Here is an 18228-nt window from a genome sequence, read left to right as displayed (position 1 = left end):
AACGCTGGGCATACGCGCACGGCGGGTAGTGCGCATGAAAAGGGGCTGCCAACGCAGCCCCTTTTTTCGTCCTGCGTACCCTGCGTTGTCAGACCCCCTTGGCGGTGCTCTTCAGATCATCGGCCATGTTCTTGCCCGCGTCGGACACTGTTTCCCATGTCTCGCTCACCGTCGCCCTGGCTTTCTGGGTGAGGTTGTCGCTGGCCTTGCCGAACGCCTTGTTTTCTTTCTCGGTGCTTGGCAGCGCAGCACCCAGGGCCGCCCCCAGCGCGATGCCCATGGCGGCAAGCGCCAACGGCTGTTCGCGCAGCAGGTAGTGGAAGGTGCCCTGTACATTTCGGCTCTGACGCAGAACCGCTTCCTGGGCATTGCTCGCGGTGGACGACAGGGTGTCTTTCATCGCGGCTGTTTTTTCGCTGGCCTGCTGCTTCAGATCGTCCAGCGTTTGACTGGCGGATTCCCCGAACTGCCCGACCTTGTCGCTGGCTTGATGCGCCGATTCCCGTGCGTGATCCGTCGCGCCGCTGAATGATTCGCTCACGCTGTGGGCTGCACCGCTGAGCTTCTCGCCCCACTGGCCGAACATCGAAGCGCCGCTGCCGCCGGACGCGGCGCCGGGCTTTTGATTCTGGCCGAGCATCAACCAGGAAATGCCCACCGTGGTGAGCAGCATCGGCATCGGGTTATTCCTGATCGAGGTGCCGAGGTTGCCGAAAAACTCGCCGCCGTTTTCCTTGGTGAACGTCAGTGCCTGGTCGATCAGTTGCCCGGGCGACAGTTTGCTTTCCAGGGCGTCGACGAGGTTTTCGATGTTGGCCCTGCGCGCATCGATGTTGCGCTCGATCGCGTCCGGGCTTTTCGCCAGCAGCGGATCGGGGATGTCGCGGTTCAGTTCATCTTCGGTGGCAAAGCTGCTGTCGACGCTCATGAGACTTTCCTCTGAATGGCTTCTTTGTCCTTGCTGAGCGAGTTCATCGTGCGCTCAGGGGCCAGTTGGGTGGCTTCAAGGTGTTTCTTGCCGGATTGCACCATCAGGAAGCCGACGATCATCGCCACCACGCCGACGATCAGCGCGGCCAGCCAGGGAACGAGGACCATCGCCAGCCCATAGACGGCGGCCAGCAGGAGGATCACCAATCCCGCCAGCATGATGACCATGCCCCCGGCGAGGGCGGCAGACGCGGCTTTGGCCGTGGCGACCGAGGTGCGAATTTCGGCTTTGGCCAGCGCGAGTTCTTCGCTGATCAGCGCAGGGACTTCGTGGGCCAACTGGCGGATGATGCCGAGCGCCGATGTGTCGGTGTCGCCGTTGTGGATGCCGGTGCTGCGTGGGGGAAGTTCAGAATTAATCGACATCAGAATTCTCCCCGGGACGCAGGCTTGTCAGGCGCGGGCGTTGAGGTGTGCGCAGGGCTCGACGCGGTGCCGGGGTCTGCGTTGAAGCTGCCCAGTTCGGCGCCCGATTGCTGTATGCCGCCACCGTCGTCGAGATCCGTGGTGGCTGCGCCCTGGGCGGTGGGGTTGCGCGGGGCCAGTGGGTCCGGCGTCTGGATCGGCACTCCTCGAGAGGTATCCGCTTCGTACGGGTGACGAGCGCTCAGGCCTTCGTTCTGGCCTGCCTTGAAGCCGCTCTCGCTGTCGACCGAGGGGTACTGCGGCGAGTCAGGGGCGGATGACGATGGGGACGAGGTTGAGGCGTTCAGGTCCGGACTGCTGGCGCGCAGGAACCGCGACAGCCCGAAGCCCACCGCGACACTGCCCGTCACGAACAGCGCAGGGTTTTCCCGCGCCAGACGGCCGGCCTGGTGCAGCATCTCCTCGGCGCTTTTGCCGCGCATGCTGGTCGCAAACGCGCTCAGGCTCTCGGCGATGTCGCTGATGTAATGGGAGATGCCCAGGGTGTCCTTGTCCTGTAGCTCTTCAGCCGCAGCGCTCGCTGTTTTGGCCAGGTTTTCGATTTGCTCGGCGGCGCTGTCGCGGTAACTGCCGAACTGCTCGGTGCCGTGCTCGCGGGCCGTGCCGAGCAGGTCTTTCGCATTATCTTGCAGAGTGTGCAGCGCCTCGCCGGGAGACGCGGGGCGCGCTTGGGCGCCTGCGGTGTCTTCGCTGAATGTAGGCATTTGATCATCATCCTCAAATCAATCGGGACATCATTCGGGGCAAAGGCACACTCAGGGACGGGCGCACCTGGCCATCTCACGCGGCAGCGAATCTGCACGCTGTGTAAGGGTGGAGGGGCCTAGGGAAGCGGGAGTTCGGGGTCGAAGACGGACGGTCGAGCAGTTGATCCGAACGCTGGAAAGGCGGGGCCATGATCGATCTGTTCGGGCGTGAATTGATTCAAACGAGGGGAAGGTGAGGGCAGCATCGGCGCGAGGTCATTGCGACCGCGCGCCGTAAAACGGGCGTGTCTCAGCCCTTGCTGTGCGCCTTGGACGTGGGTGCTTCGACGATACCTCGCGGGCCGGCGATGCCCCAGATGGCGACACCGATGACAGGGAAGATGAAGATCAGCACCGCCCAACCGATCTTGGTACCGGACGACTTGGTGCTGCGCCAGACACTGGCGATGGCCCACACGTCGACCAGAAGGATGATCACCGCCAGGGCGATCGAGAAGAGCGTTTCCATATCATTGTCCTCGGTGCGCGTGCCATCACATGGCGGGGATGCCGGTGACGGTTCCGGTTTGGGTCACGGTTTCGGTTTCGGTCAGAGGGATTTCAGGGCTGCCCGGTGTCAGGATGACCTTGCGGCAGTCTTCCTGTTTCTTGTCGAAAATCTTGTAGCCCTCGGCGGCCTGCTCCAGCGACATTCGGTGGCTGATGATTGCCTCGGGGGCAAGGCGGCCGGCCTCGATGTGCTCGAGCAGTTCCGGCAGGTAGCGCTGCACGTGGGTCTGGCCCATTTTAAAAGTCAGGCCCTTGTCGAACGCATCGCCGAACAGGAAACCGTGGATGAAGCCGGCGTACACACCCGGCACGCTGACCACGCCGCCACGGCGTACTGCTGCGATGCACTGGCGCAAGGCCTTGCCGCTGCTGCCTTCCATTTTCAGGTTGGTCAGAATGGTTTCGGTGGTGCTGCCTTTGGCTTCGAAACCCACCGCATCGACCACGCCGTCGACGCCGCGCATGCCTTTGGTCTGACGAATGATGGTGTCGGCCGGATCGTCATCTTCATCGAAGTTGATCGGGATCACGCCGTAGGTCGCCTGGGCGTATGCCAGCCGGTAAGCGTGGTGGTCGACCATGAAAATCTGATCGGCGCCAAGCATCCGGGCCACGGCCGCCGCCATCAGACCTACGGGTCCTGCGCCGTAGATGGCGATGCTCGAACCCTGGCCGATGCCGGTGTTCAGGACCGCCTGATAACCGGTGGGCAGGATGTCGGAGAGGAACAGCACTTTCTCGTCCGACAGCGTGCCGGGGACCTTGAACGGGCCGGTGTTGGCTTTGGGCACGCGCACGTATTCGGCCTGGCCGCCGGGGATGCCGCCGTACAAGTGGCTGAAGCCAAACAGCGCCGCCCCCGGTGGAATGGCCTTCTTGTTCATGATCGCGCCGCGACCGGTGTTGGTGGTTTCACAGGCGGCGTACAGGTCCAGGTTGCAGAAGAAGCATTCGCCGCAGGCAATGACGAAGGGGATCACGACCCGGTCGCCGCGCTGCACGGCGGTTACGGCTGAGCCGGTGTCTTCAACGATGCCCATGAATTCATGGCCGAAGATATCGCCGTGTTCAACGGTGGGAATTTTGCCGCGATACAGGTGCAGGTCGGAGCCGCAGATGGCCGTGGCGGTCACGCGCAGGATGATGTCGTCAGCTTGTTCGAGGACCGGATCGGCAACGGTGTCGACTTTGACGTCATGGGCGCCGTGGTAGGTAAGTGCTCTCATTGTGATTTTTCTCCGCGATTAATTAGGGGCAACTAAGTAGCGGAGCAGGCGGCGGGGGGTTTAGTTCAGGACTTTGCAGCGGTGGGGGATTAGCGGTGCGTGCGGGGCCACTATGTGATCACGGTCCCGCTGCTGAAACGCGTTGCTTTGGTGGGACCGGCTTTAGCCGGGAAGAGGCCGGTGTGTGCGCCATCAGTTCTGCAGTGTGACTACCGACGCCTTCCCGGCTAAAGCCGGTCCTACCATGAGCACGCGGTCGATTAGTAGGACCGGCTTCAGACGGGAAGAGGCCGGTGTGAGCGCCATCAGTTCTGCAGTGTGACTGCCGACGCCTTCCCGGCTAAAGCCGGTCCTGCAATGAACACGCGGTCCCACTCTGTGATCGCGGCCTCACAACGGAGTGCGCGCGGCGGGGCTAATTGAGGCCAACCCGCTTGCGCATCTCCGCCGTGATGGTCTGCCGGGTTTTGCTCAAGTCCGCCCACGGGTCGCTGTCGAGTTCGGCAAGGCGTTCGTGGACGGTGTTGATGTCCCAGGCGTTGGCGCCTTTGATCTCCAGCAGCTCTTCGCGATGGATCGGCACCGACACCGGCAGGCCATCCCGGGTGCGCACCGAGTAGGCGCAAATGGTGGTGGCGCCGAGGCCGTTGCGCAGGTAATCGATGAAGATCTTGCCAATCCGGTTCTTCGGCCCCGACACCGCCGAAAACCGCTCCGGCAGCAGCCTGGCGATGTGCTTGACAATGGCGTGGCTGAACTCCTTCACGGCGTCCCAGTCGGCTTTCGGCGTGAGCGGCACGACCACATGAATGCCCTTGCCGCCGCTGGTTTTCAGGAACGATTTGAGCCCCAGTTCATCCAGCACGGCGAGGGTCAGCTGCGTGGCTTCCACCATGGTTTTCCAGGGCAGCGCCGGGTCAGGGTCGAGGTCGAGAATGAAGCGGTCCGGCCGCTCCAGATTCTTGGCAACGGCGTTCCAGGTGTGCAGCTCCATGGCGCTCATCTGCACCGCACCGATCAGCGCCTCGATGTTGTTGATCAGCATCACGGGGTGGCCGGTGTATTCCTTGCCCATGGTCTCGATGCCGGGGATGGCCAGGCGGTCGGCGTTTTTCTGGAAGAACAGCTCGCCGCCGATGCCCTCGGGCGCACGCACCAACGCCACGGGGCGTTGGGCCAGTTGCGGCAGGAGCCACTCGGAAATACGGATGTAGTAATCGGCGAGGTCACGCTTGGTCGCGCCGCTGGTAGGGTCGATCACCCGCTCGGGGTGGGTCAGGCGGATCTTGCCCGTTGTGGCGTCGGTGGTCGCTGCTGATCCAGGCCGGCTTTCTTCGGACTTGGCCGCCCTGGATGCTGTTGCGCGTTTGCGCGCTGGCTTTGGGTTCTCTTCTGGCTCGGAGGTTTGCTCGGCAGAAACCGCCGGAGCCGGAAGCTCTTCGGTGATCGATTCGGCAGGCTTGTCGGTGCGCAGGCCATGGAACACTGCGTGCCGCACCGATCCCTCTTTGGTGATCTCGGCGAAGGCCACTTCAGCCAGCAGCACCGGTTTCAGCCAGTGCACGCCTTTGGCTTCAAAGCCGGTGGGCGGATTGACCACCGCAGCCTTCTTCCCGTGGAGCGGGGTCAACTGGTCGTAGATCGTGCCCAATGTCGCTTCGTTGAAACCGGTGCCCACCTTGCCGGCGTACCTCAATTCACCGCTGTCGGCATCGTGCAAACCTAGCAATAACGCGCCGAATTTGCTGCGCGCGCCTTTCGGATCGGTGTAGCCCACGACGATGAATTCCTGGCGGCGTTTGCACTTGAGCTTGATCCAGTCGCCGCTGCGGCGTGACACGTAGGGGCTGCCGGCGCGCTTGCCGATCAGGCCTTCCATCTTCATCTGGCAGGCGCTGTTAAGCAGGACTTCCGGCACTTCGGCGAAGTCTTCGGAGTACCTGAGCACCTCGTCGTCGGTGCGTTCGAGCACCTTGGACAGCGCGGTGCGTCGCTGCTCCACCGGCACTTCCCGCAGGTCCATGCCGTTCAGGAAAGGCATGTCGAACAGGTAATAAATGATGTTGCCGCTGCGGCCGGCCTCGAAGGCGTTCTGCAGGGCCTGGAAGTCAGGCACGCCGTCGTCGTTGGCGACGACCATCTCGCCGTCGAGCCAGGCCGACTCAAGGCCCAGCCCGGCGATGGCTTCGGCCTGGCGCGGCAGTTTATGGGTCCAGTCATGGCCGTTGCGGGTGAACAGCTGCACCTTGCCGTCGGCGACCCGCGCCATGACCCGGTAGCCATCGAATTTGATCTCGTAGCGCCAGTCGCCTTCGGGGGCGGACTCCACCAGCGTGGCCAGTTCCGGCTTGATGAGGTCCGGGAGTTCTGCAGGTTCAGCGCCCACCAGCTGCGCCTTGGCGGATTTCTTGCGCGGGGCAGGGACCTTCTCTACGGGCTTCGGCTGTTCAGGCCGGGGCTTTGCCAACCTGGACGCGGTCGACTTGCCGCCACGTTTTTTCGGGATCAGGGTGCGCTCGCTGAGCACGCTGTCGGGCAGCGACTTGACCACGTCGTAGTCGGCTTCCGGTCGGGCGAATTCGTCCTGATGCTTGATCAGAAACCACTGCTCCTGCTTGCCGGGAATGTGCGTCTTGACCAGGTTCCACACGCCGCCGAGCTTCTCGCCCTGCAATTCAAATTTGAGTTTGCCCTTGGCGTAGGCGTCGGCGGGGTCGGAGAGGGGCGTCCACACGCCGCGGTCCCAGACGATGACGTCGCCTGCACCGTAATGCCCTTCGGGAATGCTGCCCTCGAAGGTGGCGTATTCGACGGGGTGGTCTTCCACATGGACCGCCAGGCGCTTGGCTTTGGGGTCCAGCGAAGGGCCCTTGGGCACGGCCCAGCTTTTCAGGCTGCCATCGATTTCGAGGCGGAAGTCGTAATGCAGGCGGGAGGCATCATGCTTCTGGATGCAGAACTGAAGGGCGTGCGCTGACTTTTTGCTCGAAGTGCGTTTCTTCTTCGTGCTGCCTGAGGGCTCAGGCGTCGCGTCGAAATCTCGCTTGCGGTTGTATTCGTCCAGTCCGGCGCTCATGGAAATCCCTCACCCTGCGGCATGTGTCTGTTAAACGCAGAGTTCGCGGCGAGGGCGGAGTTCCAGAGTGGGAGCGATCGTCTCCCTACACCCGCAAACATGATGGCGCCTGGACGGGCCTCTTCCCGGCTAAAGCCGGGCCCACTAAAGGATCGCGTTTCCATAGTAGGACGGGCTTTAGCCGGGAAAGCGTCGGCGCTGACACTGCAAAATAGTCGGCGCTGACACTGCAAAATAAAATAAGGGGAGCAGGTCAAACAGCCCCACGCTGCTCGGTCGCTTCCGCCAGCATCGCCAAGGTCTGCTCCATGTCGACGATGGAGGCCTCCAGCGTGGCGAAGCACTGGGCGATGCTCTGCTTGTCGTCCACCGTCTGGTGCCCGGTCAGCTCGGTGACCTCGGACAGCTCAAGGCGGAACAGTTCGTTCACGCTGCCGCGAAGTTCGTTGAGTTGGTTCAGGACAACAGCCATTTGATTGCGGGTTGCATTGCTCATGTCGGGCCTCACGTACTAAGGGGCGGGCGTATGTCCCATGAAGACACTCTGACAGATATGAAAAAGGCAGGGTCTCTAAACCCTGCCTCTCTCAACTAAATGTTCGAATTAGCCTTTAACAGGCACCGTCCGAATTATTTGGCAGCGTCACCGCCATGTGCTTTGGCCAAGGCCTTGGCGTGGGTCAGGTGCTCTTCCAGCTTAGGCAGAGTCGCCGTCGCGAACGCTTTCAGATCAGCGTCCTTACCTTCAGCGGCTTCTTTCTTGAACAGCGCAATAGTTTGTTCGTGGGCAACCACCTGGTTGTTCGCATACGCCTGATCGAACGACTTCGAGCTGCGCAATTCCAGAATCATCGCTTTCGCTTTGTCCATCAGCATGGCGTTGTCAGAGACTTCCAGCTTCTTGGTGTCAGCGATGCCTTTGAGTTTGGTATTGGCGGCGGTGTGGTCTTTGACCATCATTTCCGCGAACGCTTTGACATCCGCAGAAGTGCCTTTTTCCAGCGCGAGTTTGCCGGCTTCGACTTCAGCCACACCTTTGGCGGATGCATCTTCAACGAAGTCGTCATTGTCCTGGGCAGCGAAAGCGCCTTGGCTACCGATGGCCATCAACAATGCGAGTGCGGAAGTCTGAATGAGCTTTGCCATAGTGAAGTTCCTCTTCTGTCCTTGACGTGGCTTGAGTGCCCGTACTTATTCCGACGCAATGAACGCGTTAATCGTTCAGAGAATTTGATAACGCGCCGCTGTCAGGTCATGTGTTGCAAGTCTGGCGTCAGCAGCCGCTCACTGTTGCAGTGACTCGAACCAGTTCCGATAGGGCGTATTCACAGCCTTGTAGCGATTGAAATCTGCTGCACCGTCCGACCACCACACCGGACCGCGCTCACCCAGTGCGATCTTTGCCGCATTGACCGAAGCGCGAGCCGCCTTGAGCGCGTTAGCATCTTCGGCGCGCTTGGCGGCTTTGACCGCTTGGCGGGCCTTCATCAGCGCGTTGACCCACTGCTGCCGCTCTTCTTCGCCAAGGGCCGGGTTGCTGCAGCGCCACAGTTGGCCCTTGACCACGAAATAGCGGCCATCCGGGGTGGTCGGATAGATCACTGGATCCGCGTCACCGTCAGCACCACGGCGGCAATGCGGTCAGCTTCCTGATAGGTCTCGGTTTCCAGTTCTTCACCGAACACGTCAGGGTCCATCTCGCGATAGGACCAGGCGAGGTCAGGACGATCGACAAGCTTGCGCGCCTGCTCAAGGAAGAGGTCAACGCCGTCCACCGAGGGAGCGCCGGTGTACAACAAGACGCTGCCGCCCGGGGCCAGTCGCTCGATGGCTTGGGCCATAATGCGCACCGAAAGCTCCGAACCCAGCTGATCGCCACCATGGCGGTAGGCGCGTTCCTGACTGTCTTTCATGTAAGGCGGGTTGGCGACGATCAAGTCAAACTCGCCCGTGGTGCCCGCCAGAATGTCGCTGTGGTAGGCGACCACGTTATCGGCCTTGGCCAGCGACGCGTTGACCGCGGTAAAGCGCAACGCAGTGGGGTTGATGTCCACGGCCAGCACGCTGGCATCCCGACGGGCACGGCCGATCAAAATCGCGCCGACGCCACTGCCGCAGCCGATGTCGACGGCGGTGCGGATCGGGTGAGTCGAGGTGCGCAAATGCTCCTCGATGGCCTGGGCGAAGCGATAGGTGTCGGGTCCGAAGAACACCGAATCGTGGGCCACGGTGGGGAAGGCGGAGTGGACGAACAGCAAATCGTCGAGGCTCGACCAACGCACGTCGCTGACCCACAGGCCGGCATGGGCACGGAGTACACCGGCGGCGAGCAAAGTTTCGAGCTCGGCTTCGTCCAGCAGGCCGGTTTCGAAAGGGCGGCTCCAGCCGAAAACGTCGCGAAGGCTACGGGCTTTACGGTTCTGCTCACGTCCGTTGACGCGCTGATGGGTCAGCGGTGTGACCGTCATGAAACGATAGTGATCAGCCTGCAGGCGTTGGCCCAACTGCAGCAGCGCGAGGTCGTGGCTTTCGTCGGTCATTTCCGGGGTATCGAATGTCGGCTCGAGCAATGTCTGCTGGTTCATCGTGTCAGGCTTCCTTGCGCCAACTGGCGGGCATAGATTCGGGTGGCTGCCAGACCTTCCGGCGTTGGATGGGAATCGGGAGCGATCAGCTCAACCAGTTTCTCCAGCGGCAGGGAAGGGCCGTTGCGCGGCTGTGCGACGTCGTTTGCGGCCACGTGGCGGCGACGAAAGCGAGTGCGGAACGGGTTGCTCTGCTCGGAGGCCTGCCAGTCACCGGCGATCCAGTCCTTCAGCAGTTGCATTTCATAACCGCTGAACACGCCGAACATCACCGCGCCGGGGCCGTCGATCAGTTGCCAGAAGCGGCTGTCCTGCGGGTCTTGATTGCGCTTGATCCAGCCGCGATCTTCCAGCGCACTCAGCAACTGACGGCTCTGGCCAGGAGTGGCGAGCCAGTCATTGATCGTGCGACCTTCGAGGCGGCAATAGTCCGAATGCATGTGCTGGCCGAAGGTGCTTTTGGTCTCCAGCATCGAGACCACTTCTTCTTCCAGATCGAACGCGCGGACGATGTCGGTCGAACCAATGCCCAGATCATTGAGCAGGTAGCCTGCGCGCAGACGCTGAAGAAATTCATCCTTGCTGTCGTCGTTCGGCAACAGATCCAGTACGGCCTGTACCGCCTTGTGGGCGTGGCCCGAGCTGGCGTTGTCGATGGTCACGTGCAGGGTGAAGTAATACGGGTCGATGCCCAGCTCACTCAGCTCGAAGGCGGTGATCAGCAGGTGCAGCGGCAGTTGTTCGTAGCCGAGGTTGTAGCCCAGCACTTCTGGCAGGAACTCGTCGCTCAAGTGGCCGAGACCCAGTTGAATGGCGCCCTGCAAATACAACGAGTCGTCCAGCTGCGCGATGGGTGCGCAGTCGTGTTCGGTGAGCAGGTTGCGGTACAGCACCACGTGGTTCAGTGCAGGCTCACCGTCGCCCAGCTCTTCGAGGTAGGTGCGGATCAGGCCGTGATAGCGCCAGTCATTGGCATGCTTCACCGTGCCGTACAGCCAGGCGCCGTCCACCAGCTTGCTCGGTGCAACGCTTTGCAGGAAGAACAGGGCGTGGGCTTTATTGGTGAAGAACTTGCGGGGCCCGCCGGCGCGGCGTTCCTCCAGATAGACGCGATATTGCTCGGCCACTGAATGACTGTTATTGGCCACCCATGACGACAGATCATTCAGGTCAGCAGGCAGGTTGGACGGCAGCGTCTTCGCGACCTCCAGTTGCTCCTGGAGGAACTCACGGGCGTTGTCCCGCTCGGCTTCCACCTGTCCGCGCAGCAGACGGGAGTACAGCGAGTGGTGGGCGCCGCTGGATAAATGCGCCGTGGCAGAACGCTCGGAAAGAAGCTGTAAAGAGGTCATGGGTAGCCTGCTGACTTTTCTTGATATGTAGGTTCAGAGGGAGGGGGTTCGCGAAAATTCCATCGAGTTGCAGGGCAGTCGATGATCGACACCCGTGGCGGATGAATGGCCGGGATCTGTACTCAAATGACGATCACTGAAGTCAGGATCGTACAAGGACGGGCACCGGCGCCGAGGGTCGGGTAGACGACCTCGCGCCGTTTTCGCCTCACCGTGTAGACTTCGGCCACTCGCGAACCCGCTGCCTCGCTGGTTGCGCGCTGTCTTCATTAACCCCGTGGTAAGGCTCTGTTTATGGATCTGCGTCAACTGGAAGCATTTGCGGCGGTGATGTCCGCAGGGAGCGTCACTGCCGCCGGCAAGATGCTGGGCCGCTCGCAGCCTTCGGTGACGCGGGTCATTCAGGAGCTGGAGCAGGAACTGGGGTTCGCGTTGTTCGAGCGCAGCGGCCCGAAAGTCACGCCGACCCACAAGGCGTTCATGATGTACGGCGAGGTGGAGAGCGCGCTGCTGGGCATCCGCAACATTCGCCAGCGCGCGGCGCATATCGCCCAGGAGGAAAACCATCAGATCAAACTGGTGGCGATTTCAGCGCTGGCGGCGGGGCTGCTGCCCGCTGCGCTGGCGCGTTTGCCCGAGCATCTGCGGCCGCAGCAGGTGCAACTGCAAAGCATGTCGCCGGAGAACGTGGTTCAGGCGGTGTTATCCAAGACCATGGACCTGGGCGCGGTCAGCCTGCCGCTGGAGCATCGCGGCCTGGACATCCACTGGATCGGCGAAGCGCCCTGTATGGCTGTGCTTCGAGCGGATTCCGAACTGGCGCGTCATGACGTGTTGTCGATGGAGCTGCTGTCTCAGCAAACGCTGGTGACTATGGCCAACCCCTACCGCTTTCGCCGACGCATCGACAAGGCCTTTGCCGATGCAGGAGGTGGAACGCCGCGCATGCTCGACACCAATACCTCGCTGATCGCCATGCAGATGGCCCGGGCCGGGCTGGGCATCGCGCTGGTGGACCCGTTCACCGCGATGGGTGTTCCGGTGGAAGGCGTGGTGGTGCGGCCCATCGCTTGCAACATTCCCTTCTTCTTCGGCCTGATTTCCGCGTTCGCCCACCCGCTGTCGGATGTTGCCCAGGCACTGATCGAGGAAATCGCCCGCTCGGCCAGACAACTGCTGCCCGACATGCTCATGCACGAGGCCAGTGCACACGATGCGCTGCTGCAGAGCATTTATGCGGAATAGATGAGCCGCAGGGAAATCTCGGCCGCGCCCGAGGTGCGGCGGTTGGAACACTTCTTGTGGGACCGACTTTAGCCGGGAAGGGGCCGTCATTGGCGCTATAGATGTATCGGATTCACTGGCCTCTTCCCGGCTGAAGCCGGTCCCACAATTCCGCGTACGCCGCAGCGATTTCGCAATGACCCATATCCCTGTAGGACCGGCTTTAGCCGGGAAGGGTGCGTGATTGGCGCTATAGATGTATCCGATTCACTCGCCTCTTCCCGGCTGAAGCCGGTCCTACAATTCTGCGCTGGGCGCATCAATCTGCAGCGATGCAAAACCCTAGTGGGACCGGCTTCAGCCGGGAAGGGTGCGTCATTGGCGCTCCAGGTGTGGCGGATGTATTGGCCTCTTCCCGGCTGAAGCCGGTCCCACAATTCCGCGCTCGGCGCATCAATCCGCAGCGACACAAAACCCTAGTGGGACCGGCTCTAGCCGGGAAGGTGGCATAGCTGACATTCATCCCGCGTTTTAGCTATATCGATATGCTTTTTTGCGCGTTGCGAGAATAAGGAGCGGCTTTTAGTATTCGGATTAAGCATTCATAGCATCCATGAATTCATTATTAGACAGTTTTGGAACGTTTCTTGAATTCGAAATCAAGCATTGCCCGATCGACTCCCGAGTACTCCCGATGTCTGACACGCTGATTCCCTCAGGTCTTGCCGCACTGGAAAGCCGTCTGCGACAGGACCTGACCTGGCTCGATCTGCCGGCCAGCCCATGGGTCAAACCCCTATTCAGCGAAGGCGCGCCGGTGCTGGACGTGGCGATCATCGGCGGCGGCATGGCCGGCCTGGCACTGGCGGCGGAGCTTAAGCATGCAGGCGTGGCGGCAGTGGTGTTCGATCAGGCGCCAGCCGGTTTCGAAGGTCCGTGGGCGACCACCGCGCGCATGGAAACCCTGCGCTCGCCCAAACAACTTACCGGCCCGGCCCTGGGCTTGCCGGCGTTGACGTTCCGCGCGTGGTACGAGGCGCAGTTCGGCAGCGAAGGCTGGGCGGCGCTGGACAAGATTCCGCGTCTGCAATGGGCTGAATACCTGCGCTGGTACCGCAAGGTCCTGACGCTGGACGTACGCAACGAACACCGGGTCAGCCATGTGGCGCCCCGTGCCGACGGGCTGGTCGAGCTGGACGTCGAAACCGCCGGGCACACCCTGCATTTGCGCGCCCGTCACGTGGTTCTGGCCACCGGACGGGACGGCCTTGGCGGGCCGTGGGTCCCTGATTTCGCCCACACCCTGGCACGCCATCTCTGGGCCCATTCGGCTGATGGCCTCCAGCCTGCGTGGTTCGAGGGCAAGCGCGTGGCCGTGATCGGCGGCGGTGCATCGGCCATGGACAGCGCCGCCACCGCCCTCGAATCGGGCGCGAGCAAGGTGGACCTGCTGATCCGCCGTGCCGAATTGCCGCGCATCAACAAGGGCAAAGGCGCTGGCAACCCGGGCATGACCCACGGCTACTGGCGTCTGCCGGATGCCTGGAAGTGGCGCATCCGCAATTATCTCAACACCCAGCAGGTGCCGCCGCCCCGCGGGAGCACCTTGCGCGTCTCCGGGTCGGGCCGTGCGCGGTTTCTGCTCAACAGTCCAGTCACCTCTGTCGCGCAGAACCCCGCCGGCGGCGTGTGGCTAAACACCCCGACCGCACGCATCGAGGCCGACTTTGTGGTGTTCGCCACCGGTTTCCGCACCCACTTTCAGCAGCGCCCGGAATTCGCACCCTTTGCCTCCCACGTCCGTGTCTGGCGCGACCGCTTTCAGCCGCCCGCAGGGGAGAGCGACGCCGAGTTGGCGGAGCTGCCCGATCTGGGCACGTGCTTCGAGTTTCAGGAAAAGACCCCCGGCGCCTGTCCCGGCCTGGACCATATTCACTGCTTCAGTTACCCGGCAGCGTTGAGCTTCGGCGCGGTGTCCGGCGACATCCCGGCCATCAGCGAAGGCGCCAAGCGGCTGGCCCAGGCGCTGATCGGCCAGCTGTTCGTCGAGGACGTCGAGCTGCACTTCGAAGCGATGCGCAACTACGCCGACCCCGAGCTGTTCGGCGATGAGTGGGTGGCCGGACAACCGACCGCTGACGAGTTGCTTCGATGATCGGCTGGACGCTGCGGCGACTGACTCAGTCCTTTCTGGTCGTGTTGCTGATGACGCTGGTGGTGTTCGTCGGCCTCAACGCCATCGGCAACCCGATGGACATTCTGGTGGGCGAAGACCTCAATCAGGCCGAGCGCTTGCAAGCCATCGCCCACCTCGGTCTCGACAAGCCGCTGTGGGAGCAGTACCTGATTTTTATCAAGGGCGCGGTGCACGGCAATCTCGGCCAGAGCTTCGTCTACCACGAGGACGCCATGCGCCTGATTCTGCAGCGCTTGCCGGCGACCTTCGAACTGGCGTTCTGCGCGTTGTTTCTCGCCGTGGTAATCGGCGTGCCCTTGGGTATGTTTGCCGGCACCTACCCGGATCACCCGCTGTCGCGAATGATGATGGCCGCCAGCATCGTCGGCTTCTCGCTGCCGGCGTTCTGGGTGGCGCTCATGATGATCATGCTGTTCTCGATCAAGCTCGGCTGGCTGCCGGCCAGTGGTCGCGGCGAAACCCGCGAGCTGTTTGGCGTGCAGTGGTCGTGGTTGACCCTCGACGGCCTGCAACACCTGCTGCTCCCGGCGTTGAATCTGGCGCTGTTCAAAATCTCGCTGGTGCTGCGCCTGACCCGCGCCGGTGTGCGCGAAGTGCTGCCCCAGGAGTTCGTCAAATTCGCCCGGGCCAAAGGCCTCTCGCCGATGCGGGTGATGTGCATGCACGTCATGCGCAACACCATGATTCCGGTGGTGACGGTGCTGGCCATGGAACTGGGCTCAACCATCGCCTACGCCGTAGTCACCGAGAGCATTTTTTCCTGGCCTGGTGCCGGCAAGCTGATTCTGGACAGCATCAACATGCTCGATCGCCCGGTGGTGGTGGCTTATCTAATGGTCGTGGTGGTGATATTCGTGGTGCTTAACCTGATCGTTGATGGCCTGTATTACCTGCTCGATCCCCGGGTGCGCGTGGGGGGCTCGCGATGAACGCCGCTTCCAAACCGGTCCCGTCCCATGTTGGCCTGCAGGCGCAATCACCCTGGTGCCGGGTCGCCGTCGAATTCATCAGTTCGCCCACTGCCATCGTTGGCTTGCTGGTGCTTGTGCTGATCGTGCTGGTGGCGGTGCTGGCGCCGTGGATCGTGGTGCAAAACCCCTACGACCTCATGCAACTGAACGTGCTGGATGCGCGGCTCGCACCCGGCAGCGCCAATGTGGACAGCGGTTACACCTATTGGCTGGGCACCGATGGACAGGGCCGCGATCTGGTGTCGGCGATCCTGTATGGGCTGCGCATCAGCCTGTGGGTCGGCATCGGTTCGGCGCTGATCGCGGCAGTCATCGGCACCCTGGTCGGATTGGTCTCGGCCTACGTCGGCGGCTGGCTCGACGCCTTGCTGATGCGCCTGGTGGACCTGCTGCTGTCGTTCCCGGTGATTCTCATGGCGCTGATGATTCTGGCGTGGCTGGGCAAGGGCGTCGGCAACGTCATGCTCACGCTGATCCTGCTGGAGTGGGCGTATTACGCCCGCACGGCGCGGGGTCAGGCCCTGACCGAAAGCCGCCGCGAATACGTGGATGCCGCCCGCGGCCAGGGCATCGGACCGTGGCGCATTGTCGTCGGCCACATTCTGCCCAACTGCCTGCCGCCGTTGATCGTCATCGGCGCGCTGCAGATTGCCCGGGCCATCACGCTGGAAGCGACCCTGTCGTTCCTCGGCATGGGCGTGCCGGTCACCGAGCCTTCACTGGGGTTGCTGATCGCCAACGGCTTTCAATACATGCTTAGCAACGAGTACTGGATCAGCCTGTTTCCCGGCCTGGCGCTGTTGATCACCATCGTCGCGATCAATCTGGTGGGCGACCGTCTGCGTGACGTCCTCAACCCGAGGTTGCTGCGATGAGCCTGCCAGAACGCAATGCGGCGGCCATGTCCACGCCCACACAAACGCCAACGCCAATGCCGACCCTGGAGGTGCGCAATCTGTGCACCTCGTTCTACACCCGCGCGGGCGTGCTGCCGGCGGTGCGGAATGTGTCATTGCGGGTCGCGCCGGGGCGCATTCTCGGTCTGGTGGGGGAGTCCGGTTCGGGCAAGTCGGTGACCGGCTTTTCCATCCTTGGTCTGGTCGATGGGCCCGGCCGGATCAGCGGCGGTCAAGTGCTCTTCAAGGGGCGCGACCTGACCCAGCTCATCGCGGCGGACTTGCGGGAACTGCAGGGCAACCGCATCGCGATGATCTTTCAGGACCCGATGATGACCCTGAACCCGGTGCTGCGGGTCGACACGCAAATGATCGAGGCGGTCCGTGCCCATCGTGTCGTCAGCAAGCGCGAAGCCCGCGCCCATGCCGGCCGAACCCTGGCGCTGATGGGCATTCCCAGTCCGGAAGAACGCCTGCGTGCCTACCCCCATCAGTTGTCCGGCGGCATGCGCCAGCGGGTGGCGATTGCCATTGCCCTGCTGCATTCGCCGGATCTGATCATCGCCGACGAGCCGACCACGGCGCTGGACGTGACCATTCAGGCGCAGATCCTCAGCGAGGTGCAGAAGCTGGTGCGCGAGCAGGGCACCTCGCTGATCTGGATCACCCATGACCTGTCGGTGGTCGCCGGCCTGGCCGATGACGTGGCGGTGATGTACGCCGGGCGCATCGTCGAGCAGGGTTCGGTGGCCGATGTGCTCGACCGTCCGCAACACCCTTACACCCAGGGCCTGATCGACAGCCTGCCGAGCCGCAACAAGCGCGGCCAGCGCCTGCGGCAGATCCCCGGTATGGCCCCGGACCTGTTGTCGATGCCGACCGGTTGCGCCTTTGCCGCGCGCTGCTCGCGCGCCTCGTCGGTCTGCGCTCAAGAACCGGCCGAGCGCGAGATTGCGCCGGGCCAGACCGTCCGTTGTTTTCATCCCGGAGCCGCCGATGCGCAGTGAATCCACCCCGCTCATCGAGCTGCGCCAGGTCAGTAAAACCTTCGGCACAGCGGCGGACAGCTCCATTCAGCGTCTGCTGCAACGCCTGCACGTTACCCGTCCACGGCCGGTGACCCACGCCGTCGACAAGGTGGATCTGCGCATTCAGCGCGGCGAAGTGGTGGGGCTGGTTGGCGAGTCCGGCTGCGGCAAGTCCACCCTCGGTCGCATGGTCGCGGGGCTGTTGCCGGTGTCGTCGGGCACCGCGCTGGTGGACGGTCAGGCGCGGGACAGCCTGACCCAGCAAGAGCGCCACGCCGTACGTTTGAAAGTGCAGATGATTTTCCAGGACCCGTCGTCGAGCCTGAACCCGCGCCTGCGGGTGGACCGCATCGTCGGCGAGGGCGCGCTGTTGCACGGGCTGACTGATAAGGCCGGTTTCGACGATTACGTCAGCGCGCAATTGCAGCGCGCCGGGCTCAGCCCGCAACTGCGCCAGCGTTATCCGCACCAGTTCAGCGGCGGCCAGCGCCAGCGCATCGGCATCGCCCGGGCGCTGGCGGTGCAGCCTGAACTGCTGGTCTGCGACGAGTCCGTGGCGGCGCTGGACGTGTCGATTCAGGCGCAGATCCTCAACCTGTTCATGGACCTGCGCGACGAACTGGGGCTGACCTATCTGTTCATCAGCCATGACCTGGGCGTGGTCGAGCACCTGTGCGATCGCGTGGTGGTCATGTACCTCGGCCGGGTGGTGGAAAGCGCCTCGGTCGATGACCTGTTCGCCCGCGCCAATCACCCCTACACCCAGGCGCTGTTGGCGCAGATCCCGCGTTTCGATGTCCGCAGTACCCGTTATGACGCGATCAAAGGGGAAATCCCCAGCCCGCTGAACCCGCCCGCCGGGTGTCATTTCCACCCTCGCTGCCCGCATGCCACGGCGCGCTGCCGCGAGGAAGTTCCGGCCCTGAGGGAGGTTTCGCCGAACCACCTGAGTGCGTGTCACCTCAACGATCTGTCATGAGCGCGCCCCTCGAAGCGCGTCC

Annotated in this window: 17 protein-coding genes; 6 read left to right on the top strand and 11 right to left on the bottom strand. The window is 62.7% G+C overall.

Annotated elements, in window-relative coordinates; translation table 11 throughout:
* Nucleotides 1–88 precede the first annotated feature (88 nt).
* The 11 genes from AC07RO_RS16870 to AC07RO_RS16820 form a co-directional block, all read right to left on the bottom strand.
* Complete coding sequence (locus AC07RO_RS16870; RefSeq protein ID WP_495086615.1) at nucleotides 89–928, bottom strand: DUF3618 domain-containing protein; 840 nt, start codon at nucleotides 926–928, stop codon at nucleotides 89–91.
* Entirely contained in the window at nucleotides 925–1356 is a 432-nt protein-coding gene (locus AC07RO_RS16865; protein ID WP_192172493.1) for a phage holin family protein, read from the bottom strand. Before AC07RO_RS16865 ends, AC07RO_RS16870 begins: the two co-directional genes overlap by 4 nt.
* On the bottom strand, nucleotides 1356–2120 hold the full coding sequence (locus AC07RO_RS16860; RefSeq protein WP_495086614.1) for a hypothetical protein: 765 nt from the start codon (nucleotides 2118–2120) through the stop codon (nucleotides 1356–1358). Before AC07RO_RS16860 ends, AC07RO_RS16865 begins: the two co-directional genes overlap by 1 nt.
* Before the next feature lie 292 nt (nucleotides 2121–2412).
* Nucleotides 2413–2631 (bottom strand): PLD nuclease N-terminal domain-containing protein, encoded by a 219-nt coding sequence (locus tag AC07RO_RS16855; RefSeq protein ID WP_282371371.1) that lies wholly within the window; start codon nucleotides 2629–2631, stop codon nucleotides 2413–2415.
* A gap of 25 nt (nucleotides 2632–2656) precedes the next feature.
* Nucleotides 2657–3898: a zinc-dependent alcohol dehydrogenase gene (locus AC07RO_RS16850; protein WP_192172496.1), complete on the bottom strand. Its 1242-nt coding sequence runs from the start codon at nucleotides 3896–3898 to the stop codon at nucleotides 2657–2659.
* A gap of 415 nt (nucleotides 3899–4313) precedes the next feature.
* Complete coding sequence (gene ligD, locus AC07RO_RS16845; protein WP_495086613.1) at nucleotides 4314–6974, bottom strand: DNA ligase D; 2661 nt, start codon at nucleotides 6972–6974, stop codon at nucleotides 4314–4316.
* A 253-nt stretch (nucleotides 6975–7227) separates the two neighbouring features.
* Nucleotides 7228–7470, bottom strand: a complete 243-nt coding sequence (locus AC07RO_RS16840) for a hypothetical protein (RefSeq protein WP_192172498.1) — start codon at nucleotides 7468–7470, stop codon at nucleotides 7228–7230.
* Between the two features lie 134 nt (nucleotides 7471–7604).
* Complete coding sequence (locus AC07RO_RS16835) at nucleotides 7605–8120, bottom strand: DUF4142 domain-containing protein (RefSeq protein WP_495086612.1); 516 nt, start codon at nucleotides 8118–8120, stop codon at nucleotides 7605–7607.
* A gap of 138 nt (nucleotides 8121–8258) precedes the next feature.
* A complete protein-coding gene (locus tag AC07RO_RS16830; RefSeq protein WP_495086625.1) occupies nucleotides 8259–8573 on the bottom strand; it encodes a hypothetical protein in 315 nt (104 codons plus the stop codon).
* Nucleotides 8573–9514, bottom strand: a complete 942-nt coding sequence (locus AC07RO_RS16825) for a methyltransferase (RefSeq protein WP_495086624.1) — start codon at nucleotides 9512–9514, stop codon at nucleotides 8573–8575. The genes AC07RO_RS16830 and AC07RO_RS16825 overlap by 1 nt, the downstream gene beginning before the upstream one ends.
* Before the next feature lie 41 nt (nucleotides 9515–9555).
* Nucleotides 9556–10911, bottom strand: coding sequence for an iron-containing redox enzyme family protein (locus tag AC07RO_RS16820; RefSeq protein WP_495086611.1), 1356 nt, complete (start codon nucleotides 10909–10911; stop codon nucleotides 9556–9558).
* A 294-nt stretch (nucleotides 10912–11205) separates the two neighbouring features.
* Between AC07RO_RS16820 and AC07RO_RS16815 the strand changes: the two genes are divergently transcribed.
* The 6 genes from AC07RO_RS16815 to AC07RO_RS16790 all read left to right on the top strand — a co-directional run bounded on the left by AC07RO_RS16815 (nucleotide 11206) and on the right by AC07RO_RS16790 (nucleotide 18206).
* On the top strand, nucleotides 11206–12156 hold the full coding sequence (locus AC07RO_RS16815; protein WP_282371382.1) for a LysR family transcriptional regulator: 951 nt from the start codon (nucleotides 11206–11208) through the stop codon (nucleotides 12154–12156).
* A gap of 673 nt (nucleotides 12157–12829) precedes the next feature.
* Complete coding sequence (locus AC07RO_RS16810) at nucleotides 12830–14290, top strand: NAD(P)-binding domain-containing protein (protein WP_495086610.1); 1461 nt, start codon at nucleotides 12830–12832, stop codon at nucleotides 14288–14290.
* Nucleotides 14287–15261, top strand: coding sequence for an ABC transporter permease (locus AC07RO_RS16805; RefSeq protein WP_495086609.1), 975 nt, complete (start codon nucleotides 14287–14289; stop codon nucleotides 15259–15261). Before AC07RO_RS16810 ends, AC07RO_RS16805 begins: the two co-directional genes overlap by 4 nt.
* Nucleotides 15258–16178, top strand: coding sequence for an ABC transporter permease (locus AC07RO_RS16800; RefSeq protein ID WP_495086608.1), 921 nt, complete (start codon nucleotides 15258–15260; stop codon nucleotides 16176–16178). The genes AC07RO_RS16805 and AC07RO_RS16800 overlap by 4 nt, the downstream gene beginning before the upstream one ends.
* Nucleotides 16179–16204: 26 nt before the next feature.
* Nucleotides 16205–17206: an ABC transporter ATP-binding protein gene (locus AC07RO_RS16795; RefSeq protein ID WP_495086623.1), complete on the top strand. Its 1002-nt coding sequence runs from the start codon at nucleotides 16205–16207 to the stop codon at nucleotides 17204–17206.
* Nucleotides 17196–18206, top strand: a complete 1011-nt coding sequence (locus tag AC07RO_RS16790) for an ABC transporter ATP-binding protein (RefSeq protein WP_495086607.1) — start codon at nucleotides 17196–17198, stop codon at nucleotides 18204–18206. The genes AC07RO_RS16795 and AC07RO_RS16790 overlap by 11 nt, the downstream gene beginning before the upstream one ends.
* Nucleotides 18207–18228 lie beyond the last annotated feature (22 nt).

This window comes from Pseudomonas sp. GW821-FHT07F05 (assembly GCF_059418765.1).
The sequence above is the reverse complement of the archived record's forward strand: the minus strand, read 5'-3'. Positions and strand labels throughout refer to the sequence as shown.

Bases quoted from the DNA above. Each gene is read 5' to 3' on its own strand.
- AC07RO_RS16870 (WP_495086615.1), bottom strand. From the start codon at position 928: ATGAGCGTCGACAGCAGCTTTGCCACCGAAGATGAACTGAACCGCGAC.
- AC07RO_RS16865 (WP_192172493.1), bottom strand. From the start codon at position 1,356: ATGTCGATTAATTCTGAACTTCCCCCACGCAGCACCGGCATCCACAAC.
- AC07RO_RS16860 (WP_495086614.1), bottom strand. From the start codon at position 2,120: ATGCCTACATTCAGCGAAGACACCGCAGGCGCCCAAGCGCGCCCCGCG.
- AC07RO_RS16855 (WP_282371371.1), bottom strand. From the start codon at position 2,631: ATGGAAACGCTCTTCTCGATCGCCCTGGCGGTGATCATCCTTCTGGTC.
- AC07RO_RS16850 (WP_192172496.1), bottom strand. From the start codon at position 3,898: ATGAGAGCACTTACCTACCACGGCGCCCATGACGTCAAAGTCGACACC.
- ligD (WP_495086613.1), bottom strand. From the start codon at position 6,974: ATGAGCGCCGGACTGGACGAATACAACCGCAAGCGAGATTTCGACGCG.
- AC07RO_RS16840 (WP_192172498.1), bottom strand. From the start codon at position 7,470: ATGAGCAATGCAACCCGCAATCAAATGGCTGTTGTCCTGAACCAACTC.
- AC07RO_RS16835 (WP_495086612.1), bottom strand. From the start codon at position 8,120: ATGGCAAAGCTCATTCAGACTTCCGCACTCGCATTGTTGATGGCCATC.
- AC07RO_RS16825 (WP_495086624.1), bottom strand. From the start codon at position 9,514: ATGACCGACGAAAGCCACGACCTCGCGCTGCTGCAGTTGGGCCAACGC.
- AC07RO_RS16820 (WP_495086611.1), bottom strand. From the start codon at position 10,911: ATGACCTCTTTACAGCTTCTTTCCGAGCGTTCTGCCACGGCGCATTTA.
- AC07RO_RS16815 (WP_282371382.1), top strand. From the start codon at position 11,206: ATGGATCTGCGTCAACTGGAAGCATTTGCGGCGGTGATGTCCGCAGGG.
- AC07RO_RS16810 (WP_495086610.1), top strand. From the start codon at position 12,830: ATGTCTGACACGCTGATTCCCTCAGGTCTTGCCGCACTGGAAAGCCGT.
- AC07RO_RS16805 (WP_495086609.1), top strand. From the start codon at position 14,287: ATGATCGGCTGGACGCTGCGGCGACTGACTCAGTCCTTTCTGGTCGTG.
- AC07RO_RS16800 (WP_495086608.1), top strand. From the start codon at position 15,258: ATGAACGCCGCTTCCAAACCGGTCCCGTCCCATGTTGGCCTGCAGGCG.
- AC07RO_RS16795 (WP_495086623.1), top strand. From the start codon at position 16,205: ATGTCCACGCCCACACAAACGCCAACGCCAATGCCGACCCTGGAGGTG.
- AC07RO_RS16790 (WP_495086607.1), top strand. From the start codon at position 17,196: ATGCGCAGTGAATCCACCCCGCTCATCGAGCTGCGCCAGGTCAGTAAA.